The organism is Pseudoalteromonas sp. S2755 (genome assembly GCF_005886535.1).
In the GTDB taxonomy this organism is placed as follows: Bacteria; Pseudomonadota; Gammaproteobacteria; order Enterobacterales; family Alteromonadaceae; genus Pseudoalteromonas.
In genome coordinates, this window is sequence record NZ_PNDS01000154.1 from 1 (window position 1) to 20540 (window position 20540).

The 20540-nt window shown below is 43.0% G+C and carries 17 protein-coding genes; 8 read left to right on the top strand and 9 right to left on the bottom strand.

The window, feature by feature from the left end:
* Window positions 1-234: 234 nt before the first annotated feature.
* The gene (locus CWC03_RS21070) at window positions 235-2880 is read right to left on the bottom strand and encodes a glycosyl hydrolase family 18 protein (RefSeq protein ID WP_138583545.1); all 2646 of its coding nucleotides are present in this window, start codon (window positions 2878-2880) and stop codon (window positions 235-237) included.
* Window positions 2881-2901: 21 nt separating this feature from the next.
* On the bottom strand, window positions 2902-4476 hold the full coding sequence (locus CWC03_RS21075) for a lytic polysaccharide monooxygenase (protein WP_138583546.1): 1575 nt from the start codon (window positions 4474-4476) through the stop codon (window positions 2902-2904).
* Between the two features lie 639 nt (window positions 4477-5115).
* Between CWC03_RS21075 and CWC03_RS21080 the strand changes: the two genes are divergently transcribed.
* Window positions 5116-5604, top strand: a complete 489-nt coding sequence (locus CWC03_RS21080) for a DM13 domain-containing protein (protein ID WP_138583547.1) — start codon at window positions 5116-5118, stop codon at window positions 5602-5604.
* A gap of 49 nt (window positions 5605-5653) precedes the next feature.
* Here CWC03_RS21080 and CWC03_RS21085 read toward each other — a convergent pair whose 3' ends face one another.
* The 4 genes from CWC03_RS21085 to ahpC form a co-directional block, all read right to left on the bottom strand.
* Entirely contained in the window at window positions 5654-5848 is a 195-nt protein-coding gene (locus CWC03_RS21085) for a DUF4177 domain-containing protein (protein ID WP_138583548.1), read from the bottom strand.
* 35 nt (window positions 5849-5883) lie between these two features.
* Window positions 5884-6042, bottom strand: coding sequence for a helix-turn-helix domain-containing protein (locus CWC03_RS23985; RefSeq protein WP_138583549.1), 159 nt, complete (start codon window positions 6040-6042; stop codon window positions 5884-5886).
* 461 nt (window positions 6043-6503) lie between these two features.
* Window positions 6504-8072 (bottom strand): alkyl hydroperoxide reductase subunit F, encoded by a 1569-nt coding sequence (gene ahpF / locus CWC03_RS21095; protein ID WP_138583550.1) that lies wholly within the window; start codon window positions 8070-8072, stop codon window positions 6504-6506.
* 106 nt (window positions 8073-8178) lie between these two features.
* Window positions 8179-8748, bottom strand: coding sequence for an alkyl hydroperoxide reductase subunit C (gene ahpC, locus CWC03_RS21100; RefSeq protein WP_128725454.1), 570 nt, complete (start codon window positions 8746-8748; stop codon window positions 8179-8181).
* 229 nt (window positions 8749-8977) lie between these two features.
* Between ahpC and CWC03_RS21105 the strand changes: the two genes are divergently transcribed.
* The 3 genes from CWC03_RS21105 (at window position 8978) to CWC03_RS21115 (ending at window position 11565) form a co-directional block, all read left to right on the top strand.
* Window positions 8978-9400, top strand: a complete 423-nt coding sequence (locus CWC03_RS21105; RefSeq protein WP_138583551.1) for a DUF3429 domain-containing protein — start codon at window positions 8978-8980, stop codon at window positions 9398-9400.
* A 65-nt stretch (window positions 9401-9465) separates the two neighbouring features.
* Complete coding sequence (locus CWC03_RS21110) at window positions 9466-10308, top strand: GGDEF domain-containing protein (RefSeq protein WP_249314095.1); 843 nt, start codon at window positions 9466-9468, stop codon at window positions 10306-10308.
* A 174-nt stretch (window positions 10309-10482) separates the two neighbouring features.
* On the top strand, window positions 10483-11565 hold the full coding sequence (locus tag CWC03_RS21115) for a methyl-accepting chemotaxis protein (protein ID WP_138583552.1): 1083 nt from the start codon (window positions 10483-10485) through the stop codon (window positions 11563-11565).
* A gap of 302 nt (window positions 11566-11867) precedes the next feature.
* Here CWC03_RS21115 and CWC03_RS23570 read toward each other — a convergent pair whose 3' ends face one another.
* On the bottom strand, window positions 11868-12131 hold the full coding sequence (locus tag CWC03_RS23570) for a hypothetical protein (protein WP_171040297.1): 264 nt from the start codon (window positions 12129-12131) through the stop codon (window positions 11868-11870).
* Here CWC03_RS23570 and CWC03_RS21125 point away from each other — a divergent pair.
* Window positions 12130-12930, top strand: coding sequence for a class I SAM-dependent methyltransferase (locus CWC03_RS21125; RefSeq protein ID WP_138583553.1), 801 nt, complete (start codon window positions 12130-12132; stop codon window positions 12928-12930). The genes CWC03_RS23570 and CWC03_RS21125 overlap by 2 nt on opposite strands.
* Before the next feature lie 167 nt (window positions 12931-13097).
* Complete coding sequence (locus CWC03_RS21130) at window positions 13098-13946, top strand: EamA family transporter (protein WP_138583554.1); 849 nt, start codon at window positions 13098-13100, stop codon at window positions 13944-13946.
* 82 nt (window positions 13947-14028) lie between these two features.
* Here the strand turns inward: CWC03_RS21130 and CWC03_RS21135 are convergent, their stop codons facing one another.
* Window positions 14029-14637: a MarC family protein gene (locus CWC03_RS21135; protein WP_138583555.1), complete on the bottom strand. Its 609-nt coding sequence runs from the start codon at window positions 14635-14637 to the stop codon at window positions 14029-14031.
* Window positions 14638-14974: 337 nt separating this feature from the next.
* A complete protein-coding gene (locus CWC03_RS21140) occupies window positions 14975-17458 on the bottom strand; it encodes a S9 family peptidase (protein ID WP_502705377.1) in 2484 nt (827 codons plus the stop codon).
* Window positions 17459-17595: 137 nt separating this feature from the next.
* Here CWC03_RS21140 and CWC03_RS21145 point away from each other — a divergent pair, with 137 nt between their 5' ends.
* The gene (locus tag CWC03_RS21145) at window positions 17596-18606 is read left to right on the top strand and encodes a LacI family DNA-binding transcriptional regulator (protein ID WP_138583556.1); all 1011 of its coding nucleotides are present in this window, start codon (window positions 17596-17598) and stop codon (window positions 18604-18606) included.
* A gap of 339 nt (window positions 18607-18945) precedes the next feature.
* Window positions 18946-20172, top strand: a complete 1227-nt coding sequence (locus CWC03_RS21150) for a threonine/serine exporter family protein (RefSeq protein ID WP_017217546.1) — start codon at window positions 18946-18948, stop codon at window positions 20170-20172.
* Window positions 20173-20540 lie beyond the last annotated feature (368 nt).

A 20540-nucleotide genomic window follows, 5' to 3' on the forward strand; every position in this document is an offset into this window, starting at 1 on the left:
ATGTCTCATTTAGAACAACTAAATAGCAAAATTTTTGCCTTGCCTATATGGATATAGGTACCTTAGCGGTAGCAGGACGCGAGAGCGGTGATACTAAAGCTATTTCCCCGCTTCAAGATAGCTCATTTACTTAATACAACTGGTATCACTTTGCGATACCTGATTTTTAGGATAAACAAAGGAGATGATCACTGGCAGCAATATGTGCCAGTGATTTGTTAGAAGGACTTTACATTAAAGCTTACGCCACACAGAGTTAGTGTCTGGTTGCTGACCGCGCGTCCACCAGCGCGCCTGATATGTCTCGCCCGAGAAAGTGACTTTATCGCCACCTGTGTATACTAAGTCGCTACGCCACGCTCGAACTGTACCGTCATCAGGAATGATTTCTTGCCACACACCGCCTTTACTTGGCAAGGCTCCGCGCGTCCACCAACGAGCTTTGTATTGCACCCCTTGGTACCAAACCACATCACCACCAACGTAGACGGCATTTACATCCCACGTAGTTTTACCCGGCTCAGTCGGTGGCTCAACTGGGTCCGTCGAGGTGGTATCGTTCACTGTGATGTTAAATGTGCGTGTTACTTCATTTACGCCATCGCTCACCGTCACTTTACCTGTAATATGTTGCGTCTTTTCTACCTGAGATGCGGTAAGTGTTACACTAGCACCATTGCCAACCACAGTATGGCCGGGAACATTCCAAGTATAACTAAGCGGCTTACCTTCAGGATCATTAGCAGTCACGCGTAGCGTTACCTGCTGACCTTCATCAAGCACCACATCGTTAATACCTGTAACTTCTGGGGCTTTATTCTCGGCAACCGCAGCTTTCACATTTACTTTGAGCTGACGATTGACCGTATGTTTGCCGTCCGTTACTGCAAGTGTTACCGTGTACACAGCGTCTTGCGTTACGCTAGGCGTCGCAATGGTAACGCGGTTTTGCTCTGTCGTTAACGTTAACGCCGCATCACCTGACCAAGTATAAGAAAGCGCTTTACCTTCAGGGTCAGTGGCTGTTGCCTCCACTAGCACTGATTCTCCTGCCACTACGTTTACTTCACTCGCAAGTGTCACCGATGGCGCATTATTAACAGGCGGCGGTGGCATATCTCCCGCTAAACCTTCATGCATCGCATTGAGAATGTCACCGTTGTCTGCATCAATTTCCCACGCAAATATACCGCCAAGGTTATGCTGAAGAATATATTGGCCTTTGGCACGAACTGAGCGTGGGCTATCGTAGGTTACCAATGTGCCTTTACTCTTATTCCAAACGTACGCGGCCTGTGCTTGTTCATCGTAACCCACTTCAAATCCATTCACGCCTTGTTCGTTGTCACCAATCATATACTTTTTCAAGCCTTTATAATCAATAACGCCAGCTTCCCAGACACCCTGTGCGGTTGTCCCTTTCAACTTGCCATTCGCAGGGGCCGTCATCGGGTTTCCTGCAACGGCTGCGTTTTGTGGATACACTCCTTCCCAGCCACGACCATACATGGCCGCGCCAACAACTAGCTTTTCACTAGGTACGCCTTGAGCCAGTAACAGCTGGATAGCGTTATCCATCGTATAAGCAGGGCCTTTACGTGGCTTGCCATTTTCATCGACACCACTGCCATTACAGGCTTCATTGCTTAAATGCGAACCACAATAGATTCCAGTTTGGTGACCCGTGACATTGTTCCAACCACCATGGAAGTCATACGTCATGGCAAAGATATAATCCATGTACTCAGCAGCACGTTGGTAATCTACGTCTTCGATTTTGTCCCAACCCGTACCAATTGCTGAGGTCAATTCGTATTCTCGGCCTGTTTGCGCTTCAAGCTCATCTAGCATGGCGCGAAGTTCTTTCATTAAGGTGATATACACTTCACCATCGTTGGCTGAGCCAAGGTTTGGATTCGCACCATCTCCACCAGGGAACTCCCAGTCAATGTCAATACCGTCATAGAACTTCCAAGTAGTGAGGAATTCACGCATTGAATTGACAAAAGTGTCGCGGTTGGCTTTGCTATCAAAATCAAAGAAAGGGTCAGATAGCGTCCAGCCACCCACTGACGGTAAGATTTTCAAGTCTGGGTTACGCTGTTTCAATGCCATTAATTGCGCATAGGTACCACGGATAGGATCTTTGCTATCAACTCCCGGTAGCGCCTTCTGTACCGCAGCCCATGGGTCGTGGATCACCACTTCATAATCATTAGAGCCACCACAGGCTAACTTCAGCGCGCGTAGGCTATTGCCATTTTCGATTTCACCGAGAGACTCATTCGGTCCACAAATTGGAATAAAACCATAAAGCAAGTGTGTCAGGTTATCCGCTGGGATTTGGGTCACATCGAATTGACGACCATAAATACCCCACTCCACAAAGTAAGCGCCAACTACCTTGTTTGGATCTGTATTAAACTGCTTGTTATTGGGATTTACATTGAGTTTCAGTGGCGCTAAATGCCCACCATCGGTATCCGCGATTACAATCGGCTTTGCCGCTGATGTGGCACATCCTGTCGCATCACAAAGCTGGATAGTTAACTGGTGACGGCCTGAGCGCGTGTAAGGAAAGCGGATCACGCCCGATTTAGTGCCTGTGGCAAGCGCCCCTTCGTTAACCAAGTTATCATCGAAAAACACCTTGTAGTGGTCGCCGCCCTTGCCAGACCAAGCGTTCCATTCAATCTCAATATCAACCACTTCTTTGGCTTGAATTAACTGTTTGTATGAACCGCGGCCATAGATATTCACATCAACAAATGAATAGCTTTGTGGCTTCCAAGTGATGCTCGGTGTTGACGGCGCAGCTTGTACGGCGCTTGACGTTATTGCTGCCGCGACAGCAAGAGATGATGAGAGTAATTTAAACATTATTGATACTTCCTCGGTTTGTTATAACTTTTTCCACACTGAGTGCTTGTCTGGTTGTTGACCTTTGGTCCACCAGCGCGCTTGATATTCGACACCTTGATAACTCACTCTGTCACCGCCTGCATATGCCTTATTGGCACTCCATGAGCTACTGCCATCGGACTTGTCTACTAGCTCCCACGCATCACTTTGATCGGGCTTTTGGCCTTTTACCCACCATTTAGCACGATAGTTTTTGTCCTGGTACACTACGGTATCGCCAGCGGTATAAACTTGATCGGCACGCCATGTGTCACCACTTGGTGGTGTACTTTGGTTGGTGACGGTAATGGTAAAGCTAACGGTTGTTTCAAATGTGCCATCAGAAACGGTTACTTGCCCCTGATAGTCGGTATTTTGCTGAACTTCAGGCGCAGCCAACGTGATAGTTGCACCGCTACCGCTATAACTCAGTGGCGCAGGGATCTGCCATGCAAATGTGAGTGGATCTTGGTCATCATCAAACGCATGAACATGAAGTGATGTGCTTGAAACTTCTTTTAGCGTGATATCGGCAGGGGTATGAACCACAGGGGCGCGGTTTTGTGGCTTAGCTAGAATTGAAAGGTTAAAAGTGTACTGAGGATCACTAACAAACAGCTGATTAGCAGCGAGTTGCGCAGCATCAAATACAATATTGCCGTCACTTTGTTTTATTCCAATTTGCAGCGTATTCGCATGATTATTATTTAGTGTGCTAGCAAATTGCGCAGTCCAATGATTGGTATTGCTTTGTGTTATCGACAGTTTTTCTTGTACCAATTCTTGGCCATCACCATCAAACACGCGTAGCCATACCGTATCGCCTACATTGGCTTGTTGGCCGGGTTTAATTAAAAACCCAGCAGGCGTCCAACTTACCGGCTCAGTCGGTGTAGTATCACGCACTATAGTGACGTCGCTACAATTGTAAAAGCCTTCACCTACAACATCATCACGCTGCCAACGCGTATATAAGATAGCATCTCCGCTAAATTTACTTGGCACCGCGACCTGCATTTCATAATAGCGTTTACCGTCTGGTGCAACGAAGAAGTCTACATTGCCATACTCTTGCACTAGCTCTAAATCTTGCCATGCTAGGGGCGTTGACTGAATATCCGCCTCCGGTTTGGTGAGATAAAACTGCCAAAAGCTAGGGTTGTGAGGCGTTGTTGCACGAAATCTCACTTTAATTTGGTTTTGAGCATCTGGCGTTATCGTAGTTCTTTGCCACTCACTCGACGCGATATTCATACCCGCTTTGTTTCTGTCACCACCCGCACAAAGTTGTCCATCAGGAACGACAGCTTGTACCGCTTGCAGATTAAAATAATCCGGAACATTTGCTGCAAACTCATGCTTTTGAATAAACTGCACATGCTCAGATACTAGGTAGGCCGCTCGACATGCCGCGTTCGGGATATTGCTTCCATCTTTTGGCCACCAAAATCCGCCCTGCTCCTCACAAATAGCTTGTCTTGCCTTTGGGCTATCCATGTAACCATGTGCAAATGTCTTCGATGCTGCCATGCCAAGTGCCATGGCAATACTGACTGTTAACATTGAGTTTTTCATTTTCTTCTACTCGTATTAGGAAGTAGCTACCGCCACTTCGATTAAGATTAGAATGAGCGAGAATCTATTGTTGCTTGTCACACGAAATTCAGTCTTGCTCTACGCGCTAAGATTTTACTCGTTGATAATCACAACTTATCTTGGTCACGCCACTGTACTTCGGCAGTAAAAAACAACGCTGTCATTTTTTAACAACTGATAAGCTATCGCACGTCCATGGCATGCTCGCCTTCATTTTTGTAACAAAAAAGTATCCAAGTTAATTTTATTGTGAGCATCAACTCGAATTCGAGGCATTTTACCCAAGCGAAAATCAATAACAATAGATGAGATTATTAATTACATTCAATACTTTATAACTAGATTAGAAAACACCTTTACGCCATAACTCTGGCCTAAACACCTGTTTACTTTGACTATTACAATAATCAAAACAATTGAAATACTTTATTCTCTAATAATTAACAATCAGAAGGCGCTACTCTGTGTAAAGTTTTATCTACATTGGGTACTAAATTACATTTAATAAAAACACTTTGTTCTTATCAAAAATATTAAAAACAATCCTTTTTACTCAGTTACGTTTTGTACTATAGCCTTATAATTTGGCTATACTTAGACTTTACTGCTTACTTGGAAATGATTTTGCGAACGCTATTTACGTTACTGTTGCTCATTGTGGTGTTTATCACAGGGTTTATTATGGGTGTGTACACTTTACCTATAATGACGCAACCTCCGGCGGCTAGCCACACAGAAATACTGGCGATCAGTAAAGCCGCAACATACAAAGGCCAATTCAAGAAGGAGCTTAAAGATTCAGACGCATTACACTACGCCACTGGTGAAATTTATTTTACGGATAATCATATTGCATTTGTGGGGGAGATAGCCCCAGGGCCTGATTATCGGCTTTACCTCGCCAAGACATTTATTGAGACGGAAGCCGACTTTAAAGCGCAAAAACATACCATGATAGAAATAGCTAACATTAATCAATTTTCACAGTTTGTATTGCCTAAGTATCGCCAAGTTGATCTGGCCCAGTTTCAGAGTGTTATTATTTGGTGTGAGCATTTTGAACAATTTATATCGGCAGCGCCATTACAACCTACAGGTAGTAAATAGACTGAATTGATGGTGCGACGGGCAAAAAAACGAGTCAACGCCAGCTCAGTTATTCTGTCTCTCTTTCCAAAATAACAACCATGGAATCAGATTCACCAAAGCCTGATGCAGGAATAACAACCTGTTTTAATTGCCAGCCATTTTGCCCTTCAGCATTTAATAACGACTGCACGTCTGGTGTCCCTGATTTAAAAAATCGCAATTTAAATGGTAATTCAACTGTTTTATATTCATATTTTTTCATCACTCTAGCCTCCTTAAGAGTAAGACTCGCATAATCTAAATTAAAAGTGCCTTCTGAGTTTCCATCGAAGCACTCGCCTCTCTTTCGACCCTCTGAATGGTTCTTTTGCTTAAACCTGAAGCACCAGCTAACTGATCTTGGGTCCACCCCATGAGCATTCTTTGCCTGATTATCAAAGCAGCATCGATTTTCATTCTTTACACTTATACCTATTCCCTACCGTTATTAAGTAATACCGTAAAAATATGAAGTTTAAAACGCCAAATAAGTGAAAGCTTGGCGACAAAAAGGCGACAGCACAGACAATTAAAGGTTTTTATGTTGTTTTGACGGCTCACTACAATTTGGTCTCGGTGGGTAAACTACGTCCCACACAGCACGTTACATTTTGGAGTAGGAGCTGCTTTACGCAGCGATCTTATGTTTTTTGTTGCTCGTAAGCCCCGTTTATTTAACGGCCAACGGAAGAAAATATTACCCGCCTTATCAACAGGGTAAGCTTTTCTAAAAACCACTACAGTAAGGACTAAAATAGAATACAAAGTAGCCTCGAGACTTCGAAATCTAAGCCAAAAAAAGCCACACTGCTGGAGTGTGGCTTGGGAGCATTGCATGGGTGTATAGTTGCAATGATTCTTTGTGATAAAGCAAATACTTAAGCAGCTTGCTCGTCGTCTTGTCCTAACCGAATTAGATAATCAAAAGCGCCTAAACTTGCTGTCGCTCCCCCACCCATCGCAATAATAATTTGCTTAAACGGTGTGGTGGTTGCATCGCCTGCCGCGTAAACGCCCGCTAAACTTGTCGCCCCTTTGCTGTCAATTTCAATTTCACCAAAGCGACTAAGTTCGACTTCACTCGATTTTAACCATTCAGTATTTGGCACCAGCCCAATTTGTACAAAGATGCCAGCGAGTGCTAACGAATGAGTGTCACCGCTTACCCTGTCTATATAGTTAAGACCGGTTACTTTGTTACCATCTCCAACGACTTCAGTGGTTTGTGCGTTTTTGATAATGGTAACGTTGGTAAGGCTTTTTGCTTTTTTGATCAGCACTTCGTCAGCTCTGAGCGTATCAGCAAATTCTAATACCGTGACGTGTTCCACTATATTTGCCAAGTCGATTGCCGCTTCTATGCCTGAGTTACCGCCACCAATAACAGCAACAGGTTTCCCCTTAAATAATGGACCATCACAGTGCGGGCAATATGCCACACCTCTGCCCTTATACTCAGTTTCACCGGGTACATTCATGCTTCTCCATCGCGCACCGGTTGCTAAGACTAGAGATTTGGCCCTTAATACCGCACCGCTTTCAAGCGTGATATCAATGGTTTCACCTTTGTTAATTGCCGCTGCACGCTGATTCTTCATCACATCAACGCCATACTGGTTAACATGCTCTTCTAACTGTGCAACCAGCTTAGGACCTTCCGTTTTTTGCACTGAAATAAAGTTCTCAATACCCAGAGTATCGGCAACTTGACCGCCAAAGCGCTCCGCAACTACTCCTGTGTTTAGCCCTTTACGAGCGGCATAGATTGCAGCTGATGCACCAGCAGGGCCGCCACCTACAACCAGCACGTCAAACACGTCTTTCTCATTAAGTAGTGCCGCTTGTTTTTCACCGGCTTTGCTATCAAGTTTAAGTAAAATATCGCTTAGGCTCACCGCGCCTTGACTAAATTGTTCACCGTTTAAGTACACTGTTGGCACGGCCATGATGTTGCGCGATTCCACTTCTTCTTGGAACAAAGCGCCATCAATCATGGTGGTGGTGATACTTGGGTTAACAGCCGCCATGAGATTCAAGGCCTGTACCACTTGCGGACAAGTTTGGCAACTCAGTGAAATGTAAACCTCAAAGTTCAATGGGTTATCTATATTCCTGATCAGCTCCAAATCGTCTGTAGATGCTTTAGTGGCATGACCACCTGAATGTAATAATGCAAGTACCAAGCTGGTGAACTCATGTCCCATAGGAACACCAGCAAACGTAATTTCGCTCTTTGTTTCAACGCCACGCACCACCATTTGTGGGATACGCTCACCTTCATGTGATTCAGATAAAGTAATTTTATCGCTCAATGACGCTAAGTCTTGTGCTAACCCTTTTAGCTCTTGCGATTTTTTACTGTCATCAACAGTAATGACGAGTTCAATCGGACGTTGTAGAGAGCTAAAGTGGCTTTGTAGTTGAGTTTTAATTTGGTTGTCTAACATATAAGGTAACCCTCTGCAGAAACTACAGTAAAAATTCGCAAAAACGATGAATTTAGTTCATCTGGATGGTTTATTTGGGAGTGCACACCGCACTCCCTATAGCAATTTAGATTTTGCCAACTAGATCTAATGAAGGTGCTAATGTTTCTTCACCTGGCTGCCAAGATGCTGGGCATACTTCACCATCGTGAGATGCGATATATTGAGCAGCTTGTACTTTACGTACTAGCTCTTTAGCGCTGCGACCAATACCTAAGTCATGCGTTTCAATAACTTTGATTTCACCCTCAGGGTTGATTACAAAAGTACCGCGAAGTGCTAAACCTTCTTCTTCGATCATTACACCGAAGTTGCGAGTAATACGGCCTGTTGGGTCACCAATCATTGGGAATTGAATTTTCTTAATCGTTTCTGACGCGTCATGCCACGCTTTGTGTGTGAAGTGTGTGTCTGTTGATACAGAGTAAACTTCTACACCCATTTCTTGCAGCTGTGCGTAATAATCAGCTAAATCACCAAGCTCTGTTGGACATACAAAAGTGAAATCAGCAGGGTAGAAGAATACGATTGACCATTTACCTAAAAGGTCCTGCTCAGAAACTTCTACGAAGTCGCCACCATGGTATGCTGTTGCGTTGAATGGTTGAATTTTTGTGTTGATTAATGAAGTGCTCATCGCTTTCCTCACTGTTGTTTAGTTTGAATTAATATTGGCGATTGTTATTCGCCTTGGCTTGAGTACAAAGATAAGGGGAAGTGATATTTAAATAAAATGGATTGTTTGAATCACTGTAATCGAAAAAACTGATAGTAGTTTTTTGAGTGATCAACTAATTCAGTATAAGAGTATAAAAATACGTTAATTACGGTATGATCCCAGCAATTAAAAACAGTAGAGCGTGACAATGCACCCGTACTTCAATCATATTCAACTTGGTTACTTTGGCTTTCTTCCTTTTTTGGCTTGTATCGCGTGGACGTTAATGACTGGCGTATCAAGCGATGTGCTTCATGCTTTTCAATTTTATAGCCTAGGGATTCTAGCTTTTATGGCGGGAAATTTATGGCGTGCGGGAGAGCAAACCTATAAGCAAGCGATACTTGCCGTGATTGTCGTGATCCCTTACCCACTGCTTAGTGCTGTATCACCACAATGGCTACTGCTATATCTCGCTATCGCATACTGGCTTGTATATTTTATAGAGCGCGGTTCAGCGCGCTGGGGGGAGTACCATAAAGACTACCAGAAAATGCGAACGGTATTGACTTCTCTCGTCTTTGTTAGCCATCTATTTATGATTGCTCAAGCACTTGAGCTAAATGCATAAGTAACTTGCTTCTGAAGCTCAATTAACTATAACTAAAGATATATATCACCAAGGGTCACAGCGCTTTGATAAGAACGACTTTGCTGCCGCTGGTAATATGGGTGGCCATCATCGCTTTTGGTGGCTACATGTACTATATCGGTCATTACGAATACGAGAGCTACGAAGAGCTATTTTGGTTTGGTATCTCCTTCACTTTATTCAACTTGATCACCAAAGAAATCGCAAGCCAATTCTTGCGCCTCGCACTACTTGTGTATTGTGTGGGACTACTCCTTGATATTATTGATAATTTTACCGACGGTTTTTCCATCCCCTTACTAAGCTTTGACACATCTTTGAAAAATATCGGCTTTTTACTCATCAGCTTTGGCTTTTATTGTATGATCACCAATAAAAGAGCCAGTATTACAGAGCTAAAGAAAGAAGTAGAAAGAAGAAAGCTATTAGAAGAGCGGATGCGGTATGAGGCAAATCATGATGCGATGACCGGCGTTGGTAGTCGCCGCGCATGTTTTGAAGGCTTACAAGCACATCGCTTTGATAATCAATGGCTGCTCTATCTAGACTTAGATAATTTTAAACAAGTCAACGATAACTATGGTCATCATATTGGTGATGAAGTTTTAATTAAATTTACTCAAAATATGAAAGAGTACTTTGGCTTAGATCACAGCTTTCGTATCGGGGGTGACGAATTTATTGCCTATATTAATGCGGTGCTTCCAGATACAGACGAAGTGAGAGCGGCACTATTAAAGGGATTAGACGATTACAAAATTAACGTCAGTATTGGAATGGTCAAAGTTGACCCAGCTAAACAAGCAGATCTCATCATCCACGAAGCCGATGAGCATATGTATGGCGATAAACGCGGTAAATCACTCAGATCTAGTGCTAGAGGGTAACGCTATAACGCTGCTTTATCGGTTAAACTTCAATGTCGCTCAGCGTACCAAAATCCAATCAAAATTCTGCGCTAACTTATCTAAATTTATAGTTTTTTTGAAACCTAAAGAGGTAGCACTATTTTCCAATGATTGCTAAGCTTGCGTTAATATTAAGTTACAAGGGAAAATAACGTGTTTGCAAAACTATTTACAAACAATGAAACCCAACAAGCCCTATTAGCCGCGCAACAAGAGGTTGCCAGTTTAAAACAGGCTAATGCGCAGTTAACCTCTGAAAATGAGGCATTAAAGCAGGAAATCGTAGGTACACAAGCTGCGCTCAATGATAATACTGACAATCAACTACTACAGTGTGCATTGACTGGATTAAGCCAAGTGCAAGGGATCCGCGAAACCGTTCTTGCAAGCTTTATGAGTATTGAAGAAGAAAGCCATTCAATTGAGCAAGTAAACTCCGCCTTTTCTAAGTCTGAAACCGCCTTGCGTAAAATACTCGCGGGAATGGAGCAGCTCGGCGGCAATATGGACAGAATGACCACCAATATTTCTGGCTTATCACAGATGGCCGATAGCATTAATACCTTTGTTACGACGATTTCAAAAATTTCAGATCAAACGAATCTGCTAGCGCTCAATGCTGCTATTGAAGCCGCCCGAGCGGGTGAAGCTGGCCGTGGCTTTTCAGTTGTCGCCGATGAGGTACGCGCACTGGCAACCAACACCAACGAATCCGCCAACGAAGTCTCCGATTTAGTCAAAAAAATCATCGATACAACTCACACAACAGTGAGTGCTGTAGAAGAAATTCAAGCGTCTAATATCACGCTATCTGACAGTATTGGACACCTAAACGATGAATACGAAGGGATTGTAAGTTGTTGTGATTCAATGAAAGACACCATTTTGGTCTCTACTACTCAAACCTTTATTCAGACCGTAAAGCTTGATCATGTCGTTTGGAAAGGAGACGTATACAACGTGATTATTGGTAATAGCCATAAAAATATCAGCGACTTTGCCGATCATACGATGTGCCGCTTAGGTAAGTGGTTTGGTGGCGATGGCGCCCAAAAGTTTGGCGGTCACAACGCGTTTAAACGCCTAGAAGCTCCGCATAAAGAAGTCCATAGAGCTGGCGTAGAAGCAATGAAAAAGTTTAAAGCAGGCGATTCTCAAGGTGCAGTAAAACAGCTTAACCAAATGGAACATGCCAGCGTTGAAGTAATGGACTTACTCGACCAACTAGGGCATTGATAAAAAGCACTACAAAGCTTTTCAATTTACCCGCTTAACGTAAAAGAAATCAAAGCAATATCACGCTAAATGACTGATAGGCAGTATTTTCCTTTCAACATTAGCGAGTATTGCTATCTTTACCGCAGTTGCACATCTTTCATGTATTTATTTGGGTGCTAGTTGCTATCGTGCGCAACTAGCACCAACAGATGTTATCGACTCCGCCATCGCTGGCACTTGATATGCGCCGACAGCAACCGTTTTTATCTCTACATTATTTCAAACCACTGCCGCCTACGCACTTTCCGCCCTCAAGTGGATCAACCATTAACTATGCTTCGCCCCGCCATCTTTACTATTTCAACGTTATGTTTAGTAAGGGGAACAATTACACTGCCGCTAGCCATAGTTTTCCCCGAAAAAACCACCAGTTTTGCAATTGTGGCTGGAGGAGTTTGGTTTTTGACTGGTGTATTTTGTCTAGTTGGTTTTAAACTAATAAATCCTTCAGAAAAGAGCCAATTGCTACAAGATAACTGCCTAGTTTGATAAACTCCTCCTTTTACTGATTTAGACTGTTTCATGATACTCGATAAAAACTGGCGTATTCTTACCGTTGGCGATGGCGATTTAAGCTTTTCATATTCATTAGCAAAACATTGTGCGCCAGCCCACCTTACTGCCAGTGTGTACGATAGTGAAAATGAACTTAAGCATAAATATCAAGATAACGCATTTGATAAGCTGCATGATTTAGGGGTTAATGTAGTGACTCAATTTGATGTCACTGAGGCACATTGTTGGCAAAAAGTGTCGCCGCATGCCTTTGATGCAGTTATTTTTCAATTTCCTCTCATTCCTGCATTTGATTCGTTTGAAAGCTTCCAAAACCAGACCTTGAGCGTTAACAGCCTCAATCGGAAATTACTGCGAGAATTCTTAATAAACGCAACGGCTTATGCACTTGACCCAAAGGGCGCTCAGCTCGGGATCATTACCTCAAAAGACGTAAAGCCATATATTGAGTGGAATTTAGAAGGCAGCCTGATCAACGGACTTGAACAATATTACCTCGGCCAATCTCGATTTGAGATTTCACAGTTCCCAGAATATCAAATTCGTAATGTCGACCGTGATAAACACGTAAAAGACACCAGCGGTATTAGCTATTATTGGTCTGTTAACCCAGCTCACGCCATCAAAGAAAAGCTCAAAGTACCTAATTATTTGAGTGATGATTACTGCACCATTTGTAGAGCGGGCCCTTTTATCAATGACAGCGATAAGCTCGCGCACTTCAGCTCGAAAAAGCATAAAAATATGCAAAGGCATGAAAGTGCTTGGCTCAACTACCTGAGTACACAAGCAAAATTGGAACGATAACAAAAAGAAAATATTGAAAATTAAAAGTAAACAAATCAACAAATAACCATTTCAAAAACCAAGAAAGGCATAAAATATACAAAAGTAATTGAGCCATTATTTAGACACGATTAGACTAGCCTTATATCGCCACTTTTAAGCTTGTTATTTATCTTATTGGGGTCTCAATGCCACTACTTAGCCGCGACTTTGTCATTGCGATTTTATGCCTACTTTGCGCTATGGTCACCATCCAATCCGGTGCCTCTATTGCCAAGCAGTTATTTCCGTTTGTTGGGCCTGAGGGTACCACAGCATACCGCCTTGGATTTTCAGCTCTTATTTTATGCTTGGTGTTCAAACCTTGGCGTCATTTACCAGTAAACTGGCGACCACTCATCGTTTATGGTCTATGCTTGGGCGGAATGAATATCACCTTTTACTATGCCATTGAGCGTATTCCTATTGGTATTGGTGTGGCATTAGAGTTTACCGGACCGCTTGCCGTAGCGCTGTTTTCATCTAAACGGAAACGCGATTATTTGTGGGTTGCATTTGCTATTTTAGGGATCTTGTTATTGTTGCCAGATCTTGGTGATGTCAATGGTTTAGACCCAGTCGGTGTTGCTTTAGCCTTGGTTGCTGGCGCTTGTTGGGCAGGGTATATTCTCTACGGTAAGCGCTCAGGCAATGAAAGCTCCGGCGGAGTGACTGTGGCTATCGGCATGACGGTTGCGGCCCTTGCTATCGTGCCGTTTGGTATGGTGTCACAAGGCGCAGCACTGCTTGATTGGTCACTTATCCCATTAGGTATCGCAATTGGTTTATTATCCAGCGCCCTGCCTTATAGCCTTGAAATGGTAGCGCTGCGAAAAATGCCCGCACAAGGGTTTAGTATTTTAATGAGTGTTGAGCCTGCGGTTGCGGCGTTGGCTGGCTTTTTAATTCTTGGAGAGTTACTGACTGTTTGGCAATGGCTTGCCATTTTTATGGTGATCACAGCATCTGTTGGCAGCTCAGTATCGAGCAAAGAGTGAATTCAAACAAATGAAGGCTTCGATAACGAAGCCTCTTCTGCTCTCCAAGCGAACGAGAAAGTAAGCTGATCATTCAAATTACTTATAATCCAAAATATACTTTTAAGCCTGAAAGCGTATTTGTCGTCGCGACAGATGCTAGGATCAATCCCATTACTCGGCTGATAACACTCGCACCACCATTACCAATAACGCGGTGCATAAAGCTGGCACATAGCATTAGCACACACACTATGGCTAAAACTACCAGCATCATAGCAACCGTTTGCACTTGTTCCCAAATATTGAATCTAGCATTTTCTGTTAATAAGACAGCAGCAAGCATTGCACCAGGTCCAGCTATTGATGGCACAGCCAAAGGAAAAATAGCCGTATCGTTATGACTTTTGACCATTCTCACCTCTTCTTCAGGCTTACTTTCACCGAAGATCATCGACAATGCAAAAAGAAATAGCACAATCCCACCCGCAATTTGAAAGGCAGACAAAGGTATTCCCATTGCGGTTAGAATAAGTTCACCTGCAACAACAAAAAAGACCAGAATTGCCGCAGATACAAGCGTGGCAAAAAGGGCTATTTTCCGTTTTTGTGCTTCGTCATAGTTTTTTGTAACGGCAATAAAAACAGGGACTGTCCCGATGGGATCTATAACAGCAAAAAAGAAAATAAATGTAGCGAGTAAATCAATCATTGCGTACTACCTTTAAGCACAGTGTTCGTATCCGTTCTCTATCATTGACCACAAGAACCTCGGTTCAGCTTCTGACATTCTAAAGAACAATAATTAACCTGAACTCAGTATACCAACTTGTTTTCTAACAGCTGTTACCCATTACTACAGCGTTATATCTGCTTGCAATAGACCAGCTACTGACGCACAAATTTGCCTTGTATTAAGAAACAACATCTTGCTAGAGCGATATTACACTTTTATGCATGTATATTTTAGTTGATTAACTGACTTTTTATCTCAAATTCAGGTTATTTAGTTTTCATCTAAGCGCAGTGCAGCGCTTAGATGAAAGGGTTTACTGCCCAACAATAGCTTGCGTTGAAATAGCAGTCGGTTCAGTAGGAGAGATTTCCATATCTTCTTGCTTTTCTTTTGGAAACAAATAGGTATCAAGCCACTGCTCTTGCTCCCAAAGTACATGTAAAATACTTTCACGCGCTTTATATCCATGGCCTTCTTCTGGCAACATCACTAGCCTTGCATTACCACCTAAACCATTCATTGCAGCAAACATACGTTTAGACTGCATAGGAAAAGTACCTGAATTTGGATCTTCCTCTCCATGGATCATCAACATAGGCTCGTTGATTTTTTCCGCGTGGAAAAAAGGAGACATAGAGGCATAGACGTTTTGCGCTTCCCAGAAGTTACGCGGCTCCCCCTGAAAACCAAATGGCGTCAAGGTACGATTATAAGCCCCGCTTCGCGCAATGCCGGTGGCAAACAAGTCACTATGGGCGAGTAAGTTAGCTACCATAAACGCCCCATACGAATGCCCCGCAATCGCAATGCGCTTTGGATCTGCTATACCTTTTTCTACTAAGGTATCAACAGCTGCCTTTGCACTGGCAACCAATTGCTGCCTAAATGTATCATTTGGTTGCGCGTCACCTGCCCCCACAATCGGCATCGTCGGATCATCAAAAACAGCAATACCTTTTGCTAAATAGGGCATTGGTCCCCAATAGCCAATATATGGAAATTGGTAAGGTGATTCGCGTACCTGCGAAGCAACGGCTTTATCTTTAAACTCAAGCGGATAAGCCCACATCAGCACAGGTATACGGCCTTTTGATGGGTCATAATCTGTAGGAAGATAAAGATTACCGGACAGCTCAACGCCATCATCACGTTTGTACTTGATTTGCTCTTTTACAACGCCTTTAAATGCAGGGTAAGGGTGCGCAAACTTAGTTAGCTGCTCCAAAGTATCAAACTGCAAATCACGGACAAAAAAGTTAGGTTGTTCTTGGCGTGATTCACGCACGGTAATAAAGCGCATCCCTTCGTCATCTAACATTGCACGCACCCTTTCGTAATAAGGTTCACTCGACTGCCAAATACGAGTTGAAGTGTTGGTTTTAACGTCATAACGATCTAAGAAAGGAATGTTGCCTTTCTCTGATGCACCGTTGCCTGTTAAAAACAAATACCGGCCTCCAACTAACTTCAATACTCTTGAACCTAAATCACTATTTTCATATACAAAGTTGCCAGGATCTTTGTATGCATCATTATAACTGCGCTCTGAGAACACCACGCGATTTTGCTCTGGATTACGCGGAGAAAATACTGACGAGCGAACACTGCGATCGGCAAAGCGCCACTCATTCAAAATCGCGACATTATTATCGGCCCATTCAATACTCGAAAAACGACGTTCTACTTTTGCGAAAAGTTCAGGTTCTTTTTTGAATGGCGAACTAATCGTGTAAAGGTGATCATGATAGTCAACCTTCGCACTCATATCCCCACCATCTTGCGCTTCGGCCCATATTAGCGTCGCGCCATGGTCGTCACGCCACTGGATCTTTCGAGGGCCTTCTCTTACGCTATCGAAGCCCGCAGGCAGTGCGTCGGCTAGTGGCTGCCTTGTAACTTCAAATAATGGATAACCGCGCATTCCCCACACTTGCCATACCGCTGGAAACCGACTGTAAGGCACTTGGAATGAAAAAGGATCGGCCATCATACCCACCACTAGATTGGTAGAGTCTGGCGAAACCGAGAAGTGCTTAAGGTACGTTGGGTTACCAATTTGCTGCGCATTAGCATTCAGGTTTAGCTTGATTAACTGTCCCTCAGAATAAAACTTAAATAGCTGAATATCATAGGGACTAGACAATAAATTCTGATAAGTACGTGTCGATGCTTTTTTGCCAGATGTGGTTTGTACGATTGGCGTTAAGCTGGATTTATCTTTTGCGCTTGGCTGTTTGCCATGATTAATAGCAATATTCGCGATAATTGCAGTGCTATCTGGCAGCCAGCGGTACGGCGTTGAAGTCACCACGCCATTTAATGTTGATTGAGTAAGCTGCTTAAGATTGCGCTGCTCAATATCGTAAGTCCAAAGCGTAGCACTATTCTCTTGTTCAAGAATAAACGCAAGATAGCGGCTATCTGAGCTCCAGCTTGGCGACTTGATCTTGCCTTTTGGTAGACCTGTCACCTTAACTAAAGCACCGGTTGCCACATGTTTAAACTCAATAGAACTGTATTGGCGGCTGGAGGTCCTCATAAAGGTTTTCGGATTGAACTTTATCCCAGCAAGCGCTTGTTCTGGCTGCCCAAGCTCATCGAGCGTAAGTACCCTATTGCGCTGTAACAATGCCAACCAATTGCCATTCGCACTCAATTTAGAGGTTGGGATCAATGGCGCATCGACAAGCTTTGCCAGCTCTGGCGAAGGTGTCATGTAGCCCTGCTCTTGTGCACATACCGTATATGATACGGCGGTCATTAATATGATAAATGTGATTTGTTTTAATAATTTCACTGTATTTACCTATCTTCGGCGTTTAGCGGGTGATCATATAACGATTATCGGGAAATGTGCATAGATTTGCGATTTAATGCGATGAAAACTTGATGTACACTTACTCACTTAACCAGCCATAATTGATACGAATTAGCATGAACAATGATAAAAAACTCGCTAAGGTTACCATTTTTGATGTTGCCGAAGAGGCACAAGTTTCTAAATCAACAGTATCCCTTGTCCTAACCCATAGTGATAAAGTCAGCGATAAAAGCAAAGAGAAAGTACTAAAAGCAATCGAAAAACTGGGTTACGTTTATAATCGCGATGCAGCAGCGTTACGTAGTAAAAAGTCTAATCTTGTTGCGGTTGTTATCAACGACTTAACTAACCCGTACTCTGCTCAGCTTGCTGTCGGATTAGAAAAGCATATTTACGCATTAGGTATGGTGCCTATGCTGGTAAATACAGGTGAAGATTTTAGTCGCCAGCGCCAAGTCGTAAACACACTAAAAGAATACAATGTTTGTGCCTTTGTTATGGTGCCTGCACCAAGTACCCCACGAGAGTGGCTGGACCAATTGGCTGACTCTGGATTTCCAGTTATTACCATTATGCGTGAAGTGGCCTTCGCGAAAGCCCCCTGTATTCTACCTGACAATAAAAAAGGGACTCACCTAGCAACGACTCACCTCATTGAGCAAGGCATAAAAGACATTGCTTTTCTGGGTGGTACTCCCGAAATTTCAGATTACCATGAGCGACTGTCTGGTTTCCAAAGCGCTTTAAAGCTCAATGGATTAAATGAAGCGCAACCTGCGATCGCTGCTCCAACCAATCGCCAAGGGGGCCGAGAAGCGTTTAATACTCTCATCACTAACCATAAAGAGATAAAAGCTATCGTTTGCTTTAGTGACGTCATTGCATACGGTGCAATTGAAGCCATGCGCGAACATGGACTGGTACCTGGTGAAGACATCAAAGTTGTCGGTTTTGATGACTTGCAAGACTCCCAGCTGATGAAGCCCGCATTAACGAGCGTTAGAATTGATGCCGACGACATCGGTAAGCGGACATGCCATACGTTATCCGAAATTTTAAACAAATCGCAACCTGCCGTTAGAACCTTGGTGGATGTGTCATTGCAGATCAGAGAATCATCGTAACTCTTAGCGCTTAGCAATAAATGTAGCGCTGATACCTGCTTATAAAAAATGCAAATATTTGCGGCCAAAACTATAGACATTACTGAGAATCTGGATAGAATTCGCAGCAATCTTGGCCGCCAAATTTACCTATGCAAATAGTCTGTTGCGAATATCAAATTCGTGTGCAAAAACATAACTAAAATCTAGTAAAAGCAATGATATGTACCTTACTAGCAGCGCGTACCCATGATGAGCTCAGTTTGATTTTTTTAATTTCAAACACCATACTTTTTTAACATTTTCGCCAATTCGCTTCATTCAGTAGAATTGGCATTACATATTTAAGGTTCTCTTTCGTTGAATAACGCAACCTTTACAGAGAAACGCCGCTTTATTGTGAAGTTAGGCAAAATGCTTCACAAATACGGTACCCCTGCCTATCGACTCGAAGCACATTTAATGGAAATAGCCACTCACCTAGGGCTAAAGTCTTCCTTTGTCATGTCTCCGACATCTGTCACTTTTGTAATTTGGACCGAAGGTCATGAAGAAGAATATACCCATGTGGCGCGAGTTGATCCCGGCGATCATGATTTAGGTTCATTGGCAGATACGGATGACGTCGCAACACGCGTGTTATCTGGTGAGCTTTCAATCCAAGAAGCTGAACAATGCCTTGAAGCCATTTTGCACGCTAAGCCCCCTTATAATAAGTTAATGACGGGTCTTGCATTTGCAACCTCAAGTGGCGCATTTGCGATGCTGATGGGAACTAGCTGGAATGACGTTTGGTGGTCGGCGCTAATATCGCTTGTGGTCTACATATTCGTGCTTTGGGCAAGTATTTCCAAACGCGTAACACATATGCTTGAGCCTTTGGTCGCCATCGTATCAGCGGTTGCTGCCTGCGCTGTGTCTGTGTACATTGACCCGCAGGTCAACATCCGTTTGGTGGTACTTTCGGCCATTATCGTGTTTATACCTGGCTTGGCGCTGGCGCTTGGGTTTGCGGAATTATCGGCTCGTCATCTAGTGTCAGGCACCGCTAGAGTCATGGACTCTATTATGTTGCTCTTTAAGCTCTACTTCGGTGCATTTTTGGGGATCAGTTTAGGGTTTGCGTTTTTTGGACAAGTTGATTTTATACAACCATCACCATTACCACGTTGGACGGCTTGGCTTGCAGTGCTATTACTTTGTAGCAGCCTAGTTATTATCTTTAGAACAAAGTTACGCCATGCAAGTTGGTCACTCGCATCAGGCTTTATCGCCTACGCAGCCAGTATCAGCTCTGCGGTTTACTTTGATTATGCACTTGGTACTTTTGTAGGTGCATTTGCAGTGGGTGTCTTTAGTAATATCTTTAACCGTGTGGTAAATGCCCCTGCGTCCATTGTTGCAATGCAAGGTTTGATTGTGTTGGTCCCTGGTTCTAAAACCTATATTGGACTTAATTCTTTAATTGAAGGCCAAAGCTTTGTTCATGCGGACCATATTGGCCAACAAACCTTTTTAATATTTATGTCTCTTATCGCTGGCCTTATCTTCTCAAACGTTGTACTGCCACCTAAAAAGAGCTTATAACATTCGAAAAGAACTGGAAAGGCAACTTTCCAGTTCTTTGTAGTTGTGAATGTTAACAAAAAAATCAAGCAAAACCATTCCAGTAAACTTAACTTAAACCACAAAGCTTCAGACTGAAATCATTTTATATCCATACATTTCAATAAAATAAAAATAATTAAACTAGAAAATCGTTAAATTCATAACTATTCATTTCAATTCAAGATTTAACAAACCCCGCTGGTGTTTAATCTTTCTCGTGGTCAATCACTCAATCACAAGTAATCCCAATTATCTTAATTAAGTGGTCTATTTTGAGGCGAGAAAACCTTGTCGATAACAAGGCAAAAATTTTGCTATTTAGTTGCTCTAAATAAGAAATTTTTAAC